19 protein-coding genes and 1 tRNA gene are annotated in these 16,163 nt (G+C 70.6%); 7 read left to right on the top strand and 13 right to left on the bottom strand.

The window, feature by feature from the left end; translation table 11 throughout:
* Positions 1-5: 5 nt before the first annotated feature.
* The 4 genes from JX005_RS05445 to folE form a co-directional block, all read right to left on the bottom strand.
* Positions 6-647, bottom strand: a complete 642-nt coding sequence (locus JX005_RS05445; RefSeq protein WP_214466399.1) for a pyrimidine reductase family protein — start codon at positions 645-647, stop codon at positions 6-8.
* 66 nt (positions 648-713) lie between these two features.
* Positions 714-1,613, bottom strand: a complete 900-nt coding sequence (gene folP / locus JX005_RS05440; protein WP_214466398.1) for a dihydropteroate synthase — start codon at positions 1,611-1,613, stop codon at positions 714-716.
* Positions 1,610-2,827 carry an NAD(P)/FAD-dependent oxidoreductase gene (locus tag JX005_RS05435; RefSeq protein WP_214466397.1) on the bottom strand — a complete coding sequence of 406 codons (1,218 nt, stop codon included), beginning with the start codon at positions 2,825-2,827 and terminating at the stop codon, positions 1,610-1,612. Before JX005_RS05435 ends, folP begins: the two co-directional genes overlap by 4 nt.
* Positions 2,812-3,441 (bottom strand): GTP cyclohydrolase I, encoded by a 630-nt coding sequence (folE, locus tag JX005_RS05430; RefSeq protein WP_214466396.1) that lies wholly within the window; start codon positions 3,439-3,441, stop codon positions 2,812-2,814. Before folE ends, JX005_RS05435 begins: the two co-directional genes overlap by 16 nt.
* Before the next feature lie 86 nt (positions 3,442-3,527).
* Between folE and JX005_RS05425 the strand changes: the two genes are divergently transcribed.
* On the top strand, positions 3,528-4,193 hold the full coding sequence (locus JX005_RS05425; RefSeq protein WP_214466395.1) for a helix-turn-helix transcriptional regulator: 666 nt from the start codon (positions 3,528-3,530) through the stop codon (positions 4,191-4,193).
* A gap of 29 nt (positions 4,194-4,222) precedes the next feature.
* Here JX005_RS05425 and JX005_RS05420 read toward each other — a convergent pair whose 3' ends face one another.
* The gene (locus JX005_RS05420; protein WP_214466394.1) at positions 4,223-5,092 is read right to left on the bottom strand and encodes an alpha/beta fold hydrolase; all 870 of its coding nucleotides are present in this window, start codon (positions 5,090-5,092) and stop codon (positions 4,223-4,225) included.
* Positions 5,093-5,165: 73 nt separating this feature from the next.
* Between JX005_RS05420 and JX005_RS05415 the strand changes: the two genes are divergently transcribed.
* The 4 genes from JX005_RS05415 (at position 5,166) to JX005_RS05400 (ending at position 8,691) form a co-directional block, all read left to right on the top strand.
* Positions 5,166-5,717 carry a TetR/AcrR family transcriptional regulator gene (locus JX005_RS05415; RefSeq protein WP_214466393.1) on the top strand — a complete coding sequence of 184 codons (552 nt, stop codon included), beginning with the start codon at positions 5,166-5,168 and terminating at the stop codon, positions 5,715-5,717.
* Between the two features lie 79 nt (positions 5,718-5,796).
* Positions 5,797-6,489: a response regulator transcription factor gene (locus JX005_RS05410; protein WP_214466392.1), complete on the top strand. Its 693-nt coding sequence runs from the start codon at positions 5,797-5,799 to the stop codon at positions 6,487-6,489.
* Positions 6,490-6,603: 114 nt separating this feature from the next.
* Entirely contained in the window at positions 6,604-8,265 is a 1,662-nt protein-coding gene (locus tag JX005_RS05405; protein WP_214466680.1) for a sensor histidine kinase, read from the top strand.
* A 138-nt stretch (positions 8,266-8,403) separates the two neighbouring features.
* Positions 8,404-8,691 (top strand): WXG100 family type VII secretion target, encoded by a 288-nt coding sequence (locus tag JX005_RS05400; protein WP_214466391.1) that lies wholly within the window; start codon positions 8,404-8,406, stop codon positions 8,689-8,691.
* A 141-nt stretch (positions 8,692-8,832) separates the two neighbouring features.
* On the opposite strand, the gene groL is transcribed toward JX005_RS05400, so the two are convergent.
* The 5 genes from groL to JX005_RS05375 form a co-directional block, all read right to left on the bottom strand.
* Positions 8,833-10,452 carry a chaperonin GroEL gene (gene groL, locus JX005_RS05395; protein WP_214466390.1) on the bottom strand — a complete coding sequence of 540 codons (1,620 nt, stop codon included), beginning with the start codon at positions 10,450-10,452 and terminating at the stop codon, positions 8,833-8,835.
* Positions 10,453-10,624: 172 nt separating this feature from the next.
* Entirely contained in the window at positions 10,625-10,822 is a 198-nt protein-coding gene (locus tag JX005_RS05390) for a cold-shock protein (protein ID WP_214466389.1), read from the bottom strand.
* 130 nt (positions 10,823-10,952) lie between these two features.
* Positions 10,953-11,435, bottom strand: a complete 483-nt coding sequence (locus JX005_RS05385; RefSeq protein WP_246533560.1) for a LytR C-terminal domain-containing protein — start codon at positions 11,433-11,435, stop codon at positions 10,953-10,955.
* 144 nt (positions 11,436-11,579) lie between these two features.
* Positions 11,580-11,831, bottom strand: a complete 252-nt coding sequence (locus tag JX005_RS05380; RefSeq protein WP_214466387.1) for a DUF3263 domain-containing protein — start codon at positions 11,829-11,831, stop codon at positions 11,580-11,582.
* A gap of 9 nt (positions 11,832-11,840) precedes the next feature.
* Positions 11,841-12,830, bottom strand: a complete 990-nt coding sequence (locus JX005_RS05375; protein WP_214466386.1) for a DUF2332 domain-containing protein — start codon at positions 12,828-12,830, stop codon at positions 11,841-11,843.
* Positions 12,831-12,929: 99 nt separating this feature from the next.
* On the opposite strand from JX005_RS05375, the gene msrB reads away from it, so the two are divergent.
* Entirely contained in the window at positions 12,930-13,340 is a 411-nt protein-coding gene (gene msrB, locus JX005_RS05370) for a peptide-methionine (R)-S-oxide reductase MsrB (protein WP_214466385.1), read from the top strand.
* Positions 13,328-13,900, top strand: a complete 573-nt coding sequence (locus JX005_RS05365) for a nitroreductase family protein (RefSeq protein WP_372447324.1) — start codon at positions 13,328-13,330, stop codon at positions 13,898-13,900. The genes msrB and JX005_RS05365 overlap by 13 nt, the downstream gene beginning before the upstream one ends.
* A 34-nt stretch (positions 13,901-13,934) precedes the next feature.
* Here JX005_RS05365 and JX005_RS05360 read toward each other — a convergent pair whose 3' ends face one another.
* From JX005_RS05360 to JX005_RS05350, 3 genes are all read right to left on the bottom strand, one after another.
* Entirely contained in the window at positions 13,935-14,891 is a 957-nt protein-coding gene (locus JX005_RS05360) for a DMT family transporter (protein WP_214466383.1), read from the bottom strand.
* 2 nt (positions 14,892-14,893) lie between these two features.
* A tRNA-Thr gene (locus JX005_RS05355) sits at positions 14,894-14,966 on the bottom strand.
* Between the two features lie 43 nt (positions 14,967-15,009).
* Positions 15,010-15,975: a DsbA family protein gene (locus JX005_RS05350; protein WP_214466382.1), complete on the bottom strand. Its 966-nt coding sequence runs from the start codon at positions 15,973-15,975 to the stop codon at positions 15,010-15,012.
* Between the last annotated feature and the right edge of the window lie 188 nt (positions 15,976-16,163).

Here is a 16,163-nt window from a genome sequence, read left to right as displayed (position 1 = left end):
CCTGATCACCCGGCGGCGTAGCGGAGGAAGACGAAGCCCTCGTCGTCGGTGAGCGCGTGGACGAGCGAGAAGCGCCGGTCGCGCTCGGAGGCGTCCTGCACGATCCGGCCGGCGTCGCCGCCGGCGAAGCGAGGCGCCAGGGTCAGGCACACCTCGTCGACGAGCCCGGCGTCGAGGAGCGACCCGAACAGGTGCGGTCCACCCTCGCACAGCACCTGCGTCCAGCCGCGGTCGGCGAACGTGGCGAGCATCGCCGCGAGATCCACCGTGTGCTCGCCGCACACGACGACCTCCGCGACGTCGGCGAGCGCTTCGCGTCGGGATGCCGGTGCCTCGGCGCACGTGACGACGACCGGGGGCACCTCCGCCGCGGTGAACACCGAGTCACCGGGTGCGAGGCGCAGCGCCCTGCTCACGACGGCGAGGCGAGGCTGCTCCGCCAGCGTGCGCTCACGACGCCACGCCACCGCCTCGGCGTCGACGCCGACACCGCCGTATCCTTCGACGCGCACCGTCCCGGCGCCGATGACGATCACGTCGGCCATGGCGCGCAGCGCATGCATCAGCTCGCGGTCGGTGCGGTTGCCGAGGGAGCCGCTGCGGCCGTCGAGCGTCGCCGACCCGTCGGCGCTCATCACGAAGTTCATCCGCACGCGCCTTCGCGTGCGGTCCGGCGGATCGTACGCGGCGAAGAGCTCGTCTCTGGTCGGCACTCAGTCGTCCCCTTCCGGACCCATGTTGTGCCGGAGGTAGGCGGGCTCCCGCCAGCCGAGCACCGCCTCGGTCATGCGCACCGCGTCCACGGTCGCGCGCACGTTGTGGGTGCGGACGATCCGCGCGCCCTGCAGCACGCAGAGCACGGCCGCGGCGAGCGAGCCGGCCACGCGTCCGTCGCGGTCGCGCCGGAGCGTCTCGCCCACGAAGTCCTTGTTCGACAGCGCGACCAGCACGGGAGCGCCGAGCGCCGTCAGCTCGCCCAAGCGTCGTGTGAGCTCGAGCGAGTGGAGCGTGTTCTTGTTGAGGTCGTGGCCGGGGTCGAGGATGATGCGGTCCGCGGGGATGCCGTGCGCCAGCGCGAGGGCACGGCGCTCAGCCAGGAATTCGGTGACCTCGCCCGTGACATCGCGGTAGCGCGGCTGCGGCCAGGGTGTCCGCGGAGCGGCGAGGCTGTGCGCGATGACGATGGCGGCTCCGCCCCGGGCGACGACGTCGGCCATCGCCGGATCGCGCAGACCCGTGGTGTCGTTGATGATCGTCGCGCCGGCGTCGATCGCTGCACGGGCCACCGCCGGCTGGAAGGTGTCCACGCTGACCGCAGCGTATGGCGCCAGCGCCTCCACGACGGGCACGACGCGCGCGATCTCCTTGGCCACGGGAAGCGGCGGGCCGGGCGCGAACTTCACTCCCCCGACATCGACGATGTCGGCCCCCTCCGCGATCGCCTCCTCGCCCGCGGCGACGGCCGCCCGCAGCGCGAACGTCGCACCGCGGTCGTAGAACGAGTCGGGCGTCCGGTTGACGATCGCCATCACCGCTACCCGTCGCGACAGGTCGAGCGCCTCCTGGCCGATGCCGACCGGAGAAGCGAGCGGAAGGGTCAGCGGGATCGTCATGGGAGCAGGCTGTCCAGCGGGGTGTCCGGGTCGCGCAGGGCCGAGGCATCCACTCGCTCACCGCTGCTGATCAGGGACTTGATCTGCTTCTGCACGTCCCACACGTTGACGTTCATGCCGCCGACGACGCGACCGTCCGAGACCCAGAACGCGATGAACTCGCGCGCCTCGAGGTCGCCCCGCACCACGAGCTCGGCGTCGGCCATGAGCGGCGGGTAGCCGGAGAGCTCCATGCCGAGGTCGTACTGGTCGGTGTAGAAGTACGGGATGCCGTCGTGCCTCGCCGGTCGGCCCATCATCCCGCGGGCGGCGACCTTGCCGGCTTTGAGCGCGTTGTCCCAGTGCTCGCTGCGCAGATGACGCTGGATCACGGGGTGGTACGCGTTGGCCACGTCGCCCGCCGCGTAGACCCCGGGAGCGCTCGTGCGCAGCGACGCGTCGGTCAGGATGCCGTTCTGCACGGTGATCCCGGCCTGCTCGGCGAGCACGGTGTCGGGAACCGCCCCCACCCCGATCAGCACGAGGTCGGCGGGCACCGTCTCGCCGTCGACGACGACGCCGTCCGCATGATCGCGCCCCGTGATGCGCTCGACCCCCACGCTGGTGTGCAGATCCACGCCTTTCTCGAGGTGCAGCCGGCGGAACATCTCGCCCATGCGCGGGCCCACGGCGAGCGCGAGCGGCACGGGATCTCGCTCGAGGACCGTGACGCTGTTGCCGAGCGTCCGCGCCGTCGCGGCCACCTCCATGCCGATCCAGCCCGATCCGATCAGGACCAGGCTGCGCCCACCGCCGCGCAGCTGCGCGGCGAGGGTGTCGGCGTCATCCAGCCGTCGGAGCGTGTGCACGCCCGCGAGGTCGTGTCCGTCGATGGGGAGCGCTCGCGGCAGAGCCCCGGTCGCCAGCAGCAGCGCGTCGTACGACAGCACGCCGCCGTCCGTCTCGAGCCGCCCGGCCTGTGCGTCCAGCCCGGTCGCCCGCGTGGAGGTGCGCAGGTCGATGTCGTTCTCGGCGTACCAGGCAGCGGGGTGGAGGATGACGGCGTCGAGGTCGTCGGAGCCGGCCAGGTATCCCTTCGACAGCGGGGGCCGCTGGTACGGCTCGTGGGGCTCCGCCGCGACCACCGTGACGTCTCCGTCGAATCCCTCCTTGCGAAGCGTCTGGGCGGCGGTGCCGGCGGCCATCCCGCCGCCCACGATCACGATGTGCGCCATGGTTCCTCCTCGAGCGGCGCGCCGGGACGGAAGTGCGCGCGGAAGGCGGGATCCGTCGCCAGCTCGCCTCGGAATGCCGACGTCACCGTCGTCGTCCCCTGGGCGCGCACGCCGCGCACCGACATGCACAGGTGCTCCGCGCGCATCACCACGCCCACGGCTCGCGCGTCGAGGCGCTGTGCGAGGTGGTCGGCGATCTGCACGGTGAGCCGCTCCTGCACCTGCGGTGCCCGGGCGTGCGCGTCGACGACTCGCGCCAGCTTCGACAGTCCGACGAGCCGGTCGCCCGGCAGGTACCCGACATCGGCCACCCCCTGGAACGGCAGCAGATGGTGGCCGCAGAGGGAGGTGAAGCGGATGCCTCGCACCACGACCACCTCGTCGTAGCCGTCGTCGTTGGGGAACGTGGTGAAGTCGAAGTCGCGGGGAGTGAGCAGCTCGCGCAGCCCCTCGGCGACCCGGCGGGGCGTGTCGGCGAGATGGGCGTCATCGGTGCCGTGCCCCAGGGCCGCGAGCAGCTCGGCGACGGCCGCCTCGGCCCGGCTGCGGTCGAACCCGCCCGGACCGCGTGGGACCAGCCGTGCAACGGCGTGCTCCGTGAGAGTCAGTGTCATCGCCTGCTCCTCGCCTCGGTTGCCCTGACCATAGATCTGGGCAGTTCTTTTGTCAAGGTTCGCTGTTTTAGAGCTACACTCCTGCCATGGACGCATTCGCCGAGAACCGGGTCGATGCGGTCGGGGTGCTGAGCGATCGGCTTCGCGGCGAGATCTACGGCCTGGTCGCGGCATCCGATTCCCCGCTCTCCCGCGACGACGTCGCCGCGGCGGCGAGCGTCCCGCGCAGCACGGCCGCCTTCCACCTCGACCGGCTGGCCGACGCCGGCCTGGTGACGGTCGAGCACAGGCGGCTGAGCGGCCGCTCCGGGCCCGGCGCCGGGCGGCCGGCGAAGCTCTACCGGGCGGCACACGTCGACGTGATCGCGAGCATGCCGGAGCGCCACTACGAGCTCGTCGGCGAGCTGTTCGCGGCCGCGATCGAGCGCGCGGAGCGTGAGGGGACGACGGTGCGGGATGCCGTGAGCCTCGAGGCGCGAGCGCTCGGGCTCGCGCTCGGACGTGCGCAGCCGAGCCTGGAGGACGCACTCACCCGGTGCGGGTACTCCCCGTCCGACGACGGCACCGGACGCGTCACGCTCGAGAACTGCCCCTTCCATGCCCTGGCGACCCGGCACACGCCGCTCGTGTGCGGGGCCAACCTCTCCCTCGTGGAGGGGCTGGTCGACGCGACAGGCGACGAGCGGACCCCGCGCCTCGATGCTGCTGCCGGGCGCTGCTGCGTCGCCATCGATGGAGCCCCTGCCGCCTGACTTCCTGGCGGCCACGTCGATGGAGGGAATCAGCGGAGGAAGTCGCCGATCCGCTGAGCGACGGCGTCTGGATTGTCGTCGACGAGGAAGTGACCGCCGTCAGGGACGAACTCGACCGTCGTGTTCGGCGCGTCATCCGGGCTGACGGCGAGCGCGTCCTTCGGCAGAAGCGCGTCGTCGGCTCCGAACAGCACGAGGGTGGGCGTGTGCAGCACGCGACCGATGTACCGGCCGCGGAGTGCGTTCATGAAGCCCGGCAGGATGAGACCGCGGTAGAGCTTGGATGCCGCCCGTGCGCGACGAGGGTCCCGCAGTGCCTCGACGTACGCCGCAACGTCGTCGGCGTCCATCGATCGCTTCTCGAAGCCGCGCAGCAGCCAGTGGGCGAATCGCTGCCTCCCCCGCGACAACGCCATCGGCCCCAGCCCGGGCGTCGCGATGACCCATTGGAACCAGAGATGCGGCATGGCCCGCATGAGCCCCGCCGCGAGCGCTCGACTCATGCGGAAGTAGGGCGCGGGCACGGCGATGGCGACGTATCGTCGCACGCGGTCCGGATGAGCCAGGCACAGGTCGAAGCCGACGAGCGCTCCCCAGTCATGACCGACCAGGTCGACCTGCTCGAGCCCCAGCTCGTCGAGGAGGGCGACGAGGTCGCGCATGACGGTCGGCGAGTCATAGCCGGAGGACGGCGCATCCGTCTCGCCCGCACCGCGCAGATCCGGCGCGATCAGGTGCGCGCGGTCCGACAGCGCTGCCATCACGCGCCTCCATTCCCGAGCGCTCTGCGGGAACCCGTGAAGCATCAGCACCGGCGAGCCGGTGCCGGCGTCGGTCACGTGCATCCTCAGTCCGTTCGCGGTGACCGTTCGCGAGCGGATGCCGGTGGTCTCGGTCATGGCGACAATGTACTACGTTCATAGTACCGTGTCACTATGATCGTAGTGTGGAACATCGAATAGGCTCCCACCGATGAGCACCACCCGCGAACGGAGCCTCAGCGCGGCCGTCCACCTGGTCGGCACCCAGGGGATCCGTGCGCTCACCCACGCCAGGATCGACACAGAGGCGGGCCTCCCCCGCGGCTCGACGTCGAACCACTTCCGCACGCGCGACGCGCTGCTGTCGGGGGTGACGCAGTGGATCGCCGAGCAGGAGAGGCATGATCTCGGCGCCGTCCTCGCCCAGCCCTTCGACGACCTCGACGGGTTCATCGACGTGTTCAGCTCCGCAATCGAGCTGCTCACCGGACCCCATGCCGTGCGCACCCGCGCGCGCTACGCGCTCTTCCTCGACGCGGCTGCCGAGCCTGAGCTCTTCGCCCCCCTGAGCGCCCAGCGCGAGGCGATGGCCGCATGGTCGCGGAACCTGCTGGTGACACTTGGGGCGCGGCATCCTGACACCGCACTCCATGCCTTCATGGCGTTCGGCGACGGCATCATCCTCCATCGGCTGAGTGTCGATCCGAACGCTCCCGTCCGCCCGAGCGTGGCGGTCGCGGTGCACGGCTGCCTCGCCGCGTGACGGACCGCGTGCGGGCCCGATCCGGGACTCTTCCCCGGATATCCAGACACCGCGTGCGATCCCTGGCCATAATGAGGGCATGACAGCACCTCGCATCCTCGTCGTGGACGACGAGCCGAACATCCGCGACCTGCTCATCACGAGCCTCCGCTTCGCGGGGTTCCAGGTGAGGGCCGTCTCCAACGGGGCTCAGACGATCTCGGCTGTCCTCGAAGAGGAGCCGGATCTGATCATCCTCGACGTGATGCTGCCCGACATGAACGGGTTCAGCGTCACCAAGCGCCTCCGCGGCGCCGGTTACACCGCCCCGATCCTCTTCCTCACCGCCAAGGACGAGACCGAGGACAAGATCACCGGCCTCAACGCCGGAGGCGACGACTACGTCACGAAGCCCTTCAGCCTCGACGAGATCGTCGCGCGCATCCAGGCCATCCTGCGCCGCACGATGCAGGCCGACGAGGAGTCCATCATCCGCGCCGGCGAGCTCACCATGGACCAGGACACCCACGACGTGCAGGTCGGCGACGCCAGCATCGATCTCAGCCCGACCGAGTTCAAGCTGCTGCGCTATCTCATGCTCAACCCCAACCGCGTGCTGTCGAAGGCCCAGATCCTCGACCACGTGTGGGAGTACGACTTCAACGGCGACGCCGGCATCGTCGAGAGCTACATCTCCTACCTTCGCCGCAAGATCGACCCGCACTCGTCCGAGCCGCTCATCCAGACCAAGCGCGGCTTCGGCTACATGCTCAAGGCGGGCAAGACCGCGTAACCGCGGCACATCGAGGGGGCCACCCTGGCGCAGAAGACAGACGCGATCACCCGGTGGTGGCGCGGCACCAGCCTGCGCGCGAAGGTCACCGGGGTCACGGTCGCCGTGCTCGCGATGGGTCTCGTGGCCACGGGTGCCGGCGCGACGCTCTTCCTCCGCAACGCCCTGATCGTCAACCTCGACACGACCGTCACGCAGGTCGCCGGCACCGAGATCGGCGCCAACCTCTTCGACATCGACATCATCAACGGCGTGGTCGACGCGAGTGAGAAAGAGGGCGTTCCCCGCACGGACTACCACGTCGCCCTGTACCAGCCGGAGGGCGAGTTCATCGTCGCGGCGGGCGGGGGCGAGCCCCAGCCCGATTTCCCCGTGAAGTTCTCCCTCGAGAAGGCCTACACGGACGGCGCACAGGCGTTCGAGCTGAAGGACGCCGAGACCGGCGCGCGCTTCCGCGCGAGCGTCGCCCCGCTCGAAGTGTCGGGCGGCATTCTGCTGCCGCAGCTCGTCGCGCTGCCGGTGGCGCCGGTCAATCAGGTCGTCGCGACCTTCCTCGGTATCTATACGATCCTGGCGATCATCACGCTGCTCATCGGAGCCGTCGCCACGCGCTGGCTCGTCACGCTCACGTTCCGCAGCCTCGGGCAGGTCGAGACGACCGCCGATGCGATCGCGGGAGGCGACTTCAGCCTGCGCATGACCGACATCGAGCCCACCTCGACGGAGGTGGGCCGGCTCAAGACAGCCATCAACGCGATGCTCGACCGTGTCGACGCCGCCATCTCGCAGCGCGACTCGACCGTGCGCCAGATGCGCCGCTTCGTCGGCGACGCCAGCCACGAGCTGCGCACGCCGCTCGTGACGGTCCGCGGCTACGCCGAGCTGTACCGGATGGGCGCGATCCGCGGCGACGAGGATGTCGCCCAGTCGATGGAGCGCATCGAGAAGGAAGCCATCCGCATGGGCGTGCTCGTCGAGGACCTCCTCGCCCTCGCGCGCCTCGACGAGCGGCGCGACGTCGTGATCGCGCCGGTGGATCTGCGCCCGATCGCGCGCGACGCGGCCCTCGACCTCCGCGCGTCCGCTCCGATGAGGCCGGTGACGGTGATCGACATGATCGGCGACGAGCGCCCCGCACCCGTCTCCCCGGCCGAGCCGGGAGACGAGCCCACCGACGCGCCGGAGAAGCGGCGACCGCCTGTGACCGCACTCACGAGGGCGGGAGCCACGCTTTCGCTGCTCCGCCGCCGTCCCCGCCCGGTGCCGGCGACGAGCGCGACCGCCGCGCGCGAAGTGCCTCCCCTGACACCCGTCGACGAGCCGGCGGCGCCTGCGGGCGCGGCGCTTCCCGTCGTGCTCGGCGACGAGAACCGGATCCGGCAGGTCGTCACCAACCTTCTCGGCAACGCCCGCCGGTTCACCGCAGAGGACTCGCCGATCGAGCTGCGCGTCGGAGCCGACGCGAGCACGCGCATGGGCTGGGTCGAGATCATCGACCACGGCGAGGGCGTGCCCGACCAGATCAAGGACAAGATCTTCCAGCGGTTCTGGCGTGCCGACACGTCGCGCACCCGCGAGACCGGCGGCTCGGGACTCGGTCTGTCGATCGTGGCGTCGATCGTCGAGGCCCTCCACGGCTCGGTCGGCGTCACCGACACCCCGGGCGGGGGCGCCACGTTCCGCGTCTCCTTCCCTCTGGCGGAGGAGCGGGATGCCGCGGAGCACCTGCACATCGAAACCCAGCCGCTCGAGCGGCTCGAGCTCGACGAGGGCTGACCGGCGCTCCTCCCCACCCGCGGCCCGCCGAGGGGTCTCCACGCGCGCAGGTGCGACGCGACCGACGGCGCCCCGTAGCTCATAGCGTGGCGGGACACCAGGGCGCGGCATCCGGTCGGCCCGACGAAGGGAGCACCCATGGCCGTCTTCTCCGTCGACAGCGATGCCGTCCTCGCCACCACCGCGTCCGTGCGCGGCACGATCGAGCGGCTGGAGGCCGAGTCGACCGCGATGATGACGCAGCTCACGCAGCTGCAGTCCTCGTGGACCGGCTCGGCGTCCGTCGCGTTCCACACCGTCGCCGATCAGTGGCGCGCGACGCAGCGCCAGGTCGAAGACTCGCTGGCGGGTATCAGCGTGGCCCTGGCCGCGGCCGGCCGTCAGTACGCCGAAGCCGAGCAGGCGACGACGAGTCTGTTCCGCTGACGGCGGAGCGGCGAAGGGCCCCTCCCGGAGGAGGGGCCCTTCGTTCGTGGAGTAGGTTTCGACTCGCTCCGCTTCGCGGGGCTCGCTCAACCTTGATCCGTCACGCGTCAACGCGGCTTCGCCGCATTGACCCGTGCCGCATCAAAAGTCCATGCCACCCGTCGGGTCGCCGGCCGGAGCCGAGACCTTCTCGGGCTTGTCGGCGACGACGGCCTCGGTGGTGAGGAACAGACCGGCGATCGAGGCTGCGTTCTGCAGCGCCGAACGGGTGACCTTCACCGGGTCGTTGATGCCGGCAGCCAGCATGTCGACGTACTCGCCCGTGGCGGCGTTGAGGCCCTGGCCGGTGGGGAGCTCGGCGACCTTGTTGGCCACGACGCCCGGCTCGAGACCGGCGTTGAGAGCGATCTGCTTCAGCGGAGCCTCGATCGCGACGCGAACGATGTTCGCACCGGTCGCCTCGTCGCCCGAGAGCTCGAGGCCCTCGAACGCCGTCTTGCCGGCCTGGATGAGCGCGACGCCACCACCGGGGACGATGCCCTCCTCGACGGCTGCCTTCGCGTTGCGGACGGCGTCCTCGATGCGGTGCTTGCGCTCCTTGAGCTCGACCTCGGTCGCTGCACCCGCCTTGATGACGGCGACGCCGCCGGCGAGCTTGGCGAGGCGCTCCTGGAGCTTCTCGCGGTCGTAGTCGCTGTCGGTGTTCTCGATCTCACGACGGATCTGCGTGACGCGTCCCTCGATGGCAGCGGCGTCGCCGGCACCCTCGACGATGGTGGTCTCGTCCTTGGTGATGATGACCTTGCGCGCGCGGCCGAGCAGGTCGAGGGTGGCGTTCTCGAGCTTGAGACCGACCTCCTCGGTGATGACCTGGCCACCCGTGAGGATCGCGATGTCCTGCAGCTGAGCCTTGCGGCGGTCGCCGAAGCCCGGAGCCTTGACGGCGACGGACTTGAAGATGCCGCGGATCTTGTTGAGCACGAGAGTCGCAAGCGCCTCGCCCTCGACGTCCTCAGCGATGATCAGGAGCTCCTTGCCGTCCTGGATCACCTTGTCGACGATCGGCAGAAGGTCCTTGATGTTCGAGATCTTCTGGTTCGCGATGAGGATGTACGGGTCCTCGAAGACAGCCTCCTGGCGCTCCGGGTCCGTGACGAAGTAGGGGTTGATGTAACCCTTGTCGAAGCGCATGCCCTCGGTGAGCTCGAGCTCGGTGCCGAAGGTCTGCGACTCCTCGACGGTGACGACGCCCTCCTTGCCGACCTTGTCGATCGCCTCCGCGATCAGCGCGCCGATCTCGGGGTCGCCGGCGGAGATGGAAGCCGTGGCGGCGATCTCCTCCTTGGTCTCGACCTCCTTGGCGTCAGCGAGCAGCTGGGTCGTGATGGCCGCGACGGCCTTCTCGATGCCCTTCTTGAGCGAGATGGGGTCGGCGCCGGCCGCGACGTTGCGCAGGCCCTCGCGCACGAGCGCCTGAGCGAGGACGACCGAGGTGGTCGTGCCGTCACCGGCGACGTCGTCGGTCTTCTTGGCGACCTCCTTGACGAGCTCCGCGCCGATCTTCTCGTACGGGTCGTCGAGCTCGATCTCCTTGGCGATGGAGACGCCGTCGTTCGTGATCGTGGGAGCGCCCCACTTCTTCTCGAGCACGACGTTGCGACCGCGGGGGCCAAGCGTCACCTTGACGGCGTCGGCCAGGATGTTGAGGCCGCGCTCGAGACCGCGACGGGCCTCCTCATCGAAAGCGATGATCTTTGCCATGTGTGTTTCGTCCTCCCAGGACGGGGCTTATGGATTAGCACTCAACGAACCGGAGTGCTAATCCATTCTGGCACTCACCCCTGGGGAGTGCAAGCCGCCGCGAGGAGGGTCGACACACGCAGAAACGGGATGCCGCGGCATCCCGTTCCGTCCTCCCGCGGAGTCTGCGCGATCAGACCACGCGCACGGACTCCGCCTGCGGACCCTTCTGGCCGGTGCCGACGGTGAACTCGACGGCCTGACCCTCTTCCAGCACGCGGAAGCCGGTCATGTCGATGTTCGAGTAGTGGACGAAGACGTCCTGTCCTTCCGCCGTGATGAAGCCGAAGCCCTTCTCGGCGTTGAACCACTTGACGGTGCCCTGAGTCATTGCGAATCTCCTGTAGCTGGTGCGACGAGGTTCATCGTATTCACGGCGGAGAGTCGCCCGCAGTGCGTTGGAGCACTTGTTGACACGCGGAGACACAAGTGTTTACCCCCGCGAAACACGCGCCACCGGGTCAGGGCGTGGGTGTGGTGCTGCCACCCGCGTCGGTGCTGTTCAGCCCGATCACGACGGTGAGCTGGCGAGTCTCGGGGTCTGCGGGCTGGTAGGCCTCGCTCTGCTCGATGCGCGCTCCGCCGATGGCCTCGGCGAGACCCGCCGCAGCGGCCTCGTCTTCGGCGTCGAGGTAGAACACCGTCGTCTCGGGGAAGTCGTCCCTGCTGGCGTCGCTGGGCAGCACCTGCGCGGCCGGCCAGCCCGCGGCGACCACCACGTCCTTCAGCTGCGTGGCGAGGCCCCGCTCGGGCGTCGCGTTGAGGATGGCGACCTGGAACGTCGTGTCGAGGACCGGCGTCACCTGGACCGTCGGCTGGGTGGTCGGCTCAGGCGTGGGGAAGAGCTCGATGCGTCCGGCGGCCAGAAGAGTGCCGAAGATTCCGACGGCGACGAGCACGATCGTGGCGAGCGCGGCCCACAGCAGCACGACCCAGCCGCGCATCCGAGGATTCTCGGCTCGGTGGGCGCCGACCCGACCCGCTTCCGGGAGATCGTCGAAGCGATCCCGGGGGAAGGTCGTTTTCGGCACCTCACGATGCTACAAGGGAGCGCACCTCCGGCCGTCCAGGCGGACGGCGGGGCGCACCTAACCGAGGTCGCCGGCGGCGCGGCCGATCCGGGCCTGTGCGCGGGCGTCGCGAAGCCGGCGGAGACGCTTGACCAGCATCGGATCGTGGGCCTGTGCCTCGGCGGTGTCGATCAGGCGGCCGAGCAGCTGGTAGTACCGTGCCGGCGAGAGGCCCAGCTCGGCGCGGATCGCCTCCTCCTTCGCCCCGGCGTGCCGGCGCCATTCGCTCTCGAAGCCGAGAATGGCGAGGTCGCGGTCAGAGAGGGGCACGACCTCACGTTAACGGCCGACCGGGGCTTCCCCGCCGCGCCACTCCACGGAAGCGCCGAGTGGGTCTACGGCTGCGAGCGGAACCCCGTCCCGGCCGAGCACGAACCCGCCCCACGACTCGGCGGAGACCGCGGGTCGCCAGGCGTCGTGCAGCCCCGGCGGGTCGATCGAGATCCAGACGGAATCGAGCTCGCGCAGCGCTGCGAGCAGACGCTCGCGCCCCGCGCGCGGGATGTGCGGCAGCACCCCGGGAGTCGTGACGACCAGCGTCGCACCCCCCGGGGTGCGGGCGGCGGCTGCGTCGAGCACCGCGGGGTCGGAGGCGTCACCCGTGATCAGGGCCGGCGGGTCGGCGGCGACGACGTCGAGTGCGGCCTCGATCCGCTCCGCACGCCCGGTCTCGCCCGGCCAGACCAGCGCGGTCAGGAAGGCGCGGTCGCCGGGGTCCGCCGCATTCAGCGGCGCGAGGTCGATGCCGGCGCGCCACACGACCTCCGGAAGGCGCAGCGGCGGGTCGCCGCTGACGTCGCACGTGAGCACGACCCGAGACGGCCCGGTAGCGGGGTCGAGCGACGGCCCGCCCCGGTAGCGATAGGAGTAGCGGTCGGGATACAGGCACAGGCCCGCGCTCGCGCCGAGCTCGAGCAGCGCGATGGGCCCCTCGATCGTGCTCAGCGCAGGCAGGAGCGCGGCGCATCGCTGCGGCTCGTTGGTCTGAAGACGGCGGCGGGATGCCTCGGCCACCACGTCGTCCGCATGGTCGGCGAGCCACGCCGACCAGGTCGCGAAGCCCGTCCCCGGTGCGCCGAGCATGCGCGTCACCGCGAACACGAGCGGCGGCTGGCGGTGCGTCGGCTCGATCCGGGCGAGGATCCCCGCCGTCACGGGGTCGTCGGCCACTCCCGCCGCCCACTCTTCGTAGAGCGCGGAGCGGCCGGGGGCCTCCTCGCGAGCGAAGCGGTCGTAGCGCTCGGCGACGGCTGCGGCATCCGATCTCACTCCCCCATTGTCGCCGCCCGCGTGCACCCCGCACGGCGCCGGGCGGCCGAGACTGGGGTTGAATGGAAGGGTTCCACACGCACGAGGCACGGAGGAGTCATGACGTACACCGTCGACAAGAGCGACGACCAGTGGCGCGAGGAGCTCACTCCGCAGCAGTACGCCGTGCTCCGCGCGGCGGGCACCGAGCGGGCCTGGACGGGCGAGCTGCTCGATGAGAGCCGCGCGGGTCTGTACACGTGCGCGGCCTGCGGCGCGGAGCTGTTCAAGAGCGGCACGAAGTTCGACTCGCACTGCGGCTGGCCGAGCTTCTACGAGTCGATCCGCCCCGAGTCCGTCGAGCTCATCGAGGACAACAGTCACGGCATGGTGCGCACCGAGGTGCGGTGCGCGTCATGCGGATCCCATCTGGGGCACGTCTTCCCCGACGGGTTCGGCACCCCGACCGGCGACCGCTACTGCATGAACTCGGTCTCGCTCGCGTTCACCCCGGAGGGATCGCCCGAGTGACCGACTCCCCGGGCACCGCCCTCGAGGCGGTGCGGGCTCGGCGATCGTGGTCGAAGGTCACCGACGACGCGCCCACGCACGCCGAGCTGCTCACCCTCGTCACTGCGGCTGGCCGGGTCGCGGACCACTCGTCGCTGCGGCCGTGGCGGCTGATCGAGCTGCGCGGGACCGACCGCGAGCGGCTCGGCCGGGCGATCGCGAAGACCCAGGGCGACAAGACCCCGTCGACCAAGCCGCTGCGCGCGCCGCTGCTGATCGCGGTCGTCGCCAGCTACAAGAAGAGCGACAAGGTGCCGCGGTGGGAGCAGGAGGCCGTCGCGTCCGGCGTCGCCCACATGCTGAGCCTGCTGCTCGACGAGGCGGGCTGGGGCGTCATCTGGCGCACCGGGCACTACACGCGGTCGAAGCCCGTCGCCAAGGCGCACGGACTCGACAAGAACGAGGAGCTCCTCGGCTGGCTCTACGTGGGCGGAAAGCCGCCGCGCGAGCGGCTCGGACGCCGCAAGGGCGTGGAGGCGCGCACGCACGTCTCGCGCATGCCGAAGTCGAAGAAGGACTGACGCCGGCGGCGGAGGTTCAGCGCGCGGCCGCGACTCAGCGGCGGCGGCGCCACGGCACGGTCGCGACGACGACCGAGGCGAGCGCGACGACGACCATCGCGAGCTCCTGCACGAGGCCCGGGCTCGCGGGAGCCGGCCAGACCGTGTCGAGGACGAACGACATCAGCAGCTGTCCGACGACCGCTCCGAGTCCCAGCAGCAGCACTCCGGTGTACTGCACGATCGTCGCCGACAGGAAGATGTAGACCACTCCGAGCGCGCCGCCGATGTACAGCCACGCCTCCGTCGGGAAGGGCCGCGGGGGGCCGACCACCGCGACGTGCACGACGGCCGCGGCGACCAGGATCAGCGTCCCGCCGATGAAGTTGACCAGCGTGGCCGTCAGGGGCGTACCCACCCGCTGCCGGAGGCGCCCGTTCGTCGCCTGCTGCCACGCGATCGCGATGCCGGCGAGGAGCGGCAGCACCAGCATCCACACCGGAACGCCTGCGAGGCCGTCGCCGACGAGAGCCAGGGCGACGGCGGCCAGCGCGAGGACGCCGCCGAGGAGTCGCGGCACGGTCACCGCGACGACTCCGGCGGGCCCGAAGCCGATGCGGTCGAGGAGCAGGCCGCTCACCGTCTGCCCGGCGACGACGCCGACGGTGAACAGCGCGACGCCGATGAGCCCCACCGCCAGGCCCTGCGTCGCCACCGTGAGCGCGCCCGCGGCGCCGCCCGCCAGCATCCACCACGGGATCTTCCGGCCACGCACCCCCGCCACGAGCCGGCCGAACCCGGCGCGACCCGAGGGCAGCACCGCGGAGAGCAGAACCAGGATGACCAGTCCGGAGCCGAAGGAGACGACCGCCGCGACGAACCCGTCGTCGAGGCGCACGCCGAGCTGTCCGTTCACGCGGGCCTGCACGGCGGTCATCATGCCGATGGCGCCGGCGAGGCCGAGGGCAAGCCACACGGGCATGCGCGCCGGCGGCGAGGAAGCGGATGTCATCGAGCCGGCTACGGGACTTGAACCCGTAACCCCCTAATTACAAGTTAGGTGCGCTACCAATTGCGCCAAGCCGGCAGGCCACACAGTCTACCGGCGGCCAACTGCGCACACCGCTCGATTACGGGGTGGTGGACGGGGTCGGCGTCGGAGACGGCGTCTCCTCGTCGGAGTCGCTCGCGACCGTGAGGACGAACTGCGCGAACTCCTTGGGGTCGTCGAGAGCACCCACGTACGGCATGCCGTTCACGAGCACCATCGGCGTACCCGTCAGAGCCAGGCCATCGGTGTCGGGCAGCCCGCCGAGCGCGCGCTCGGTCGAGCTCTTGGCCCACGACGTGAAGTCCTGGTCCTCGATGCAGGCGCGGACGACCTTGGCACCGTCGGCACCCGACGCGATCGCCATCGCGGCGAGCTCGCTGTCGGTGTAGCCGTCGGAGTCGACCTCGGGCTGCTGCGTGAGGAGCGTGTTGTTGAACGCGAAGAAGAAGTCGGGCGAGTGCGTCGCAACGCAGGCCGCGGCGCCCGCGGCGCGCAGGGAGTACTTGGTGCCGTTCGACTTCGACGTGAGCATCGCCACCGGGTAGTAGGTGAGCGTCGCAGCGTCCTCGCTGACCCACTTCGACAGCTGCTGCACATTGGCCAGCTGGAAGTCGCGCGAACCGGTCGAGAGGTAGTCCACGTACACGCGGACGTCGGCGGCGGGCCGCTCGGTCGGCGTAGGCGTCGGGGTTGGGGTCGGGGTCGGGGTGACGGTCGGCGTCGGCGTCGGCGTCGCCGTGCCCTCGAGCGTGCCGGTGCTCGCCGGGTCTTCAGTGGTGAGGCCGACGCCGGTGACGCCGGTGACGACGAACCCGCCCTCGCTCACGTTGTGAGGGCTCAGCATCGGCTTGGACGCTGCCGAGGAGACGGCCCATGTGACGACGAGCGCGGCGACCGCGACGACGGCGATGACCACGGCGGAGATCGTCGCTCCGCGGATCAGTCGCGCACGGGACTGGCGCGCCTGGACCTGCAGCGCCTTCTCCCGCACAGCGTCACGCCGCTCGCTGGGGGCAGCGGCGTTCGATGACTCGTCGCTCGACATGGAACCTCTCGGGACGGATTCGGGGGCCGGGATGGGCGTGACCATCCGGGGGAACGGCCGTTGACGATGCTAGCCAGCCACCCTGTGAAATGCCCAGACGGAGCCTCCACGCGCGCCGTGTCATACTGGTCCTTGCGCCCGAAGAAGGGCGTGCGGGTCTAGCCCCCGCTCATTCCATCACTACGGAT

The sequence above is a fragment of the Microbacterium flavescens genome (assembly GCF_018588945.1).
Taxonomy (GTDB): domain Bacteria; phylum Actinomycetota; class Actinomycetes; order Actinomycetales; family Microbacteriaceae; genus Microbacterium; species Microbacterium flavescens.
The sequence above is the reverse complement of the archived record's forward strand: the minus strand, read 5'-3'. Positions and strand labels throughout refer to the sequence as shown.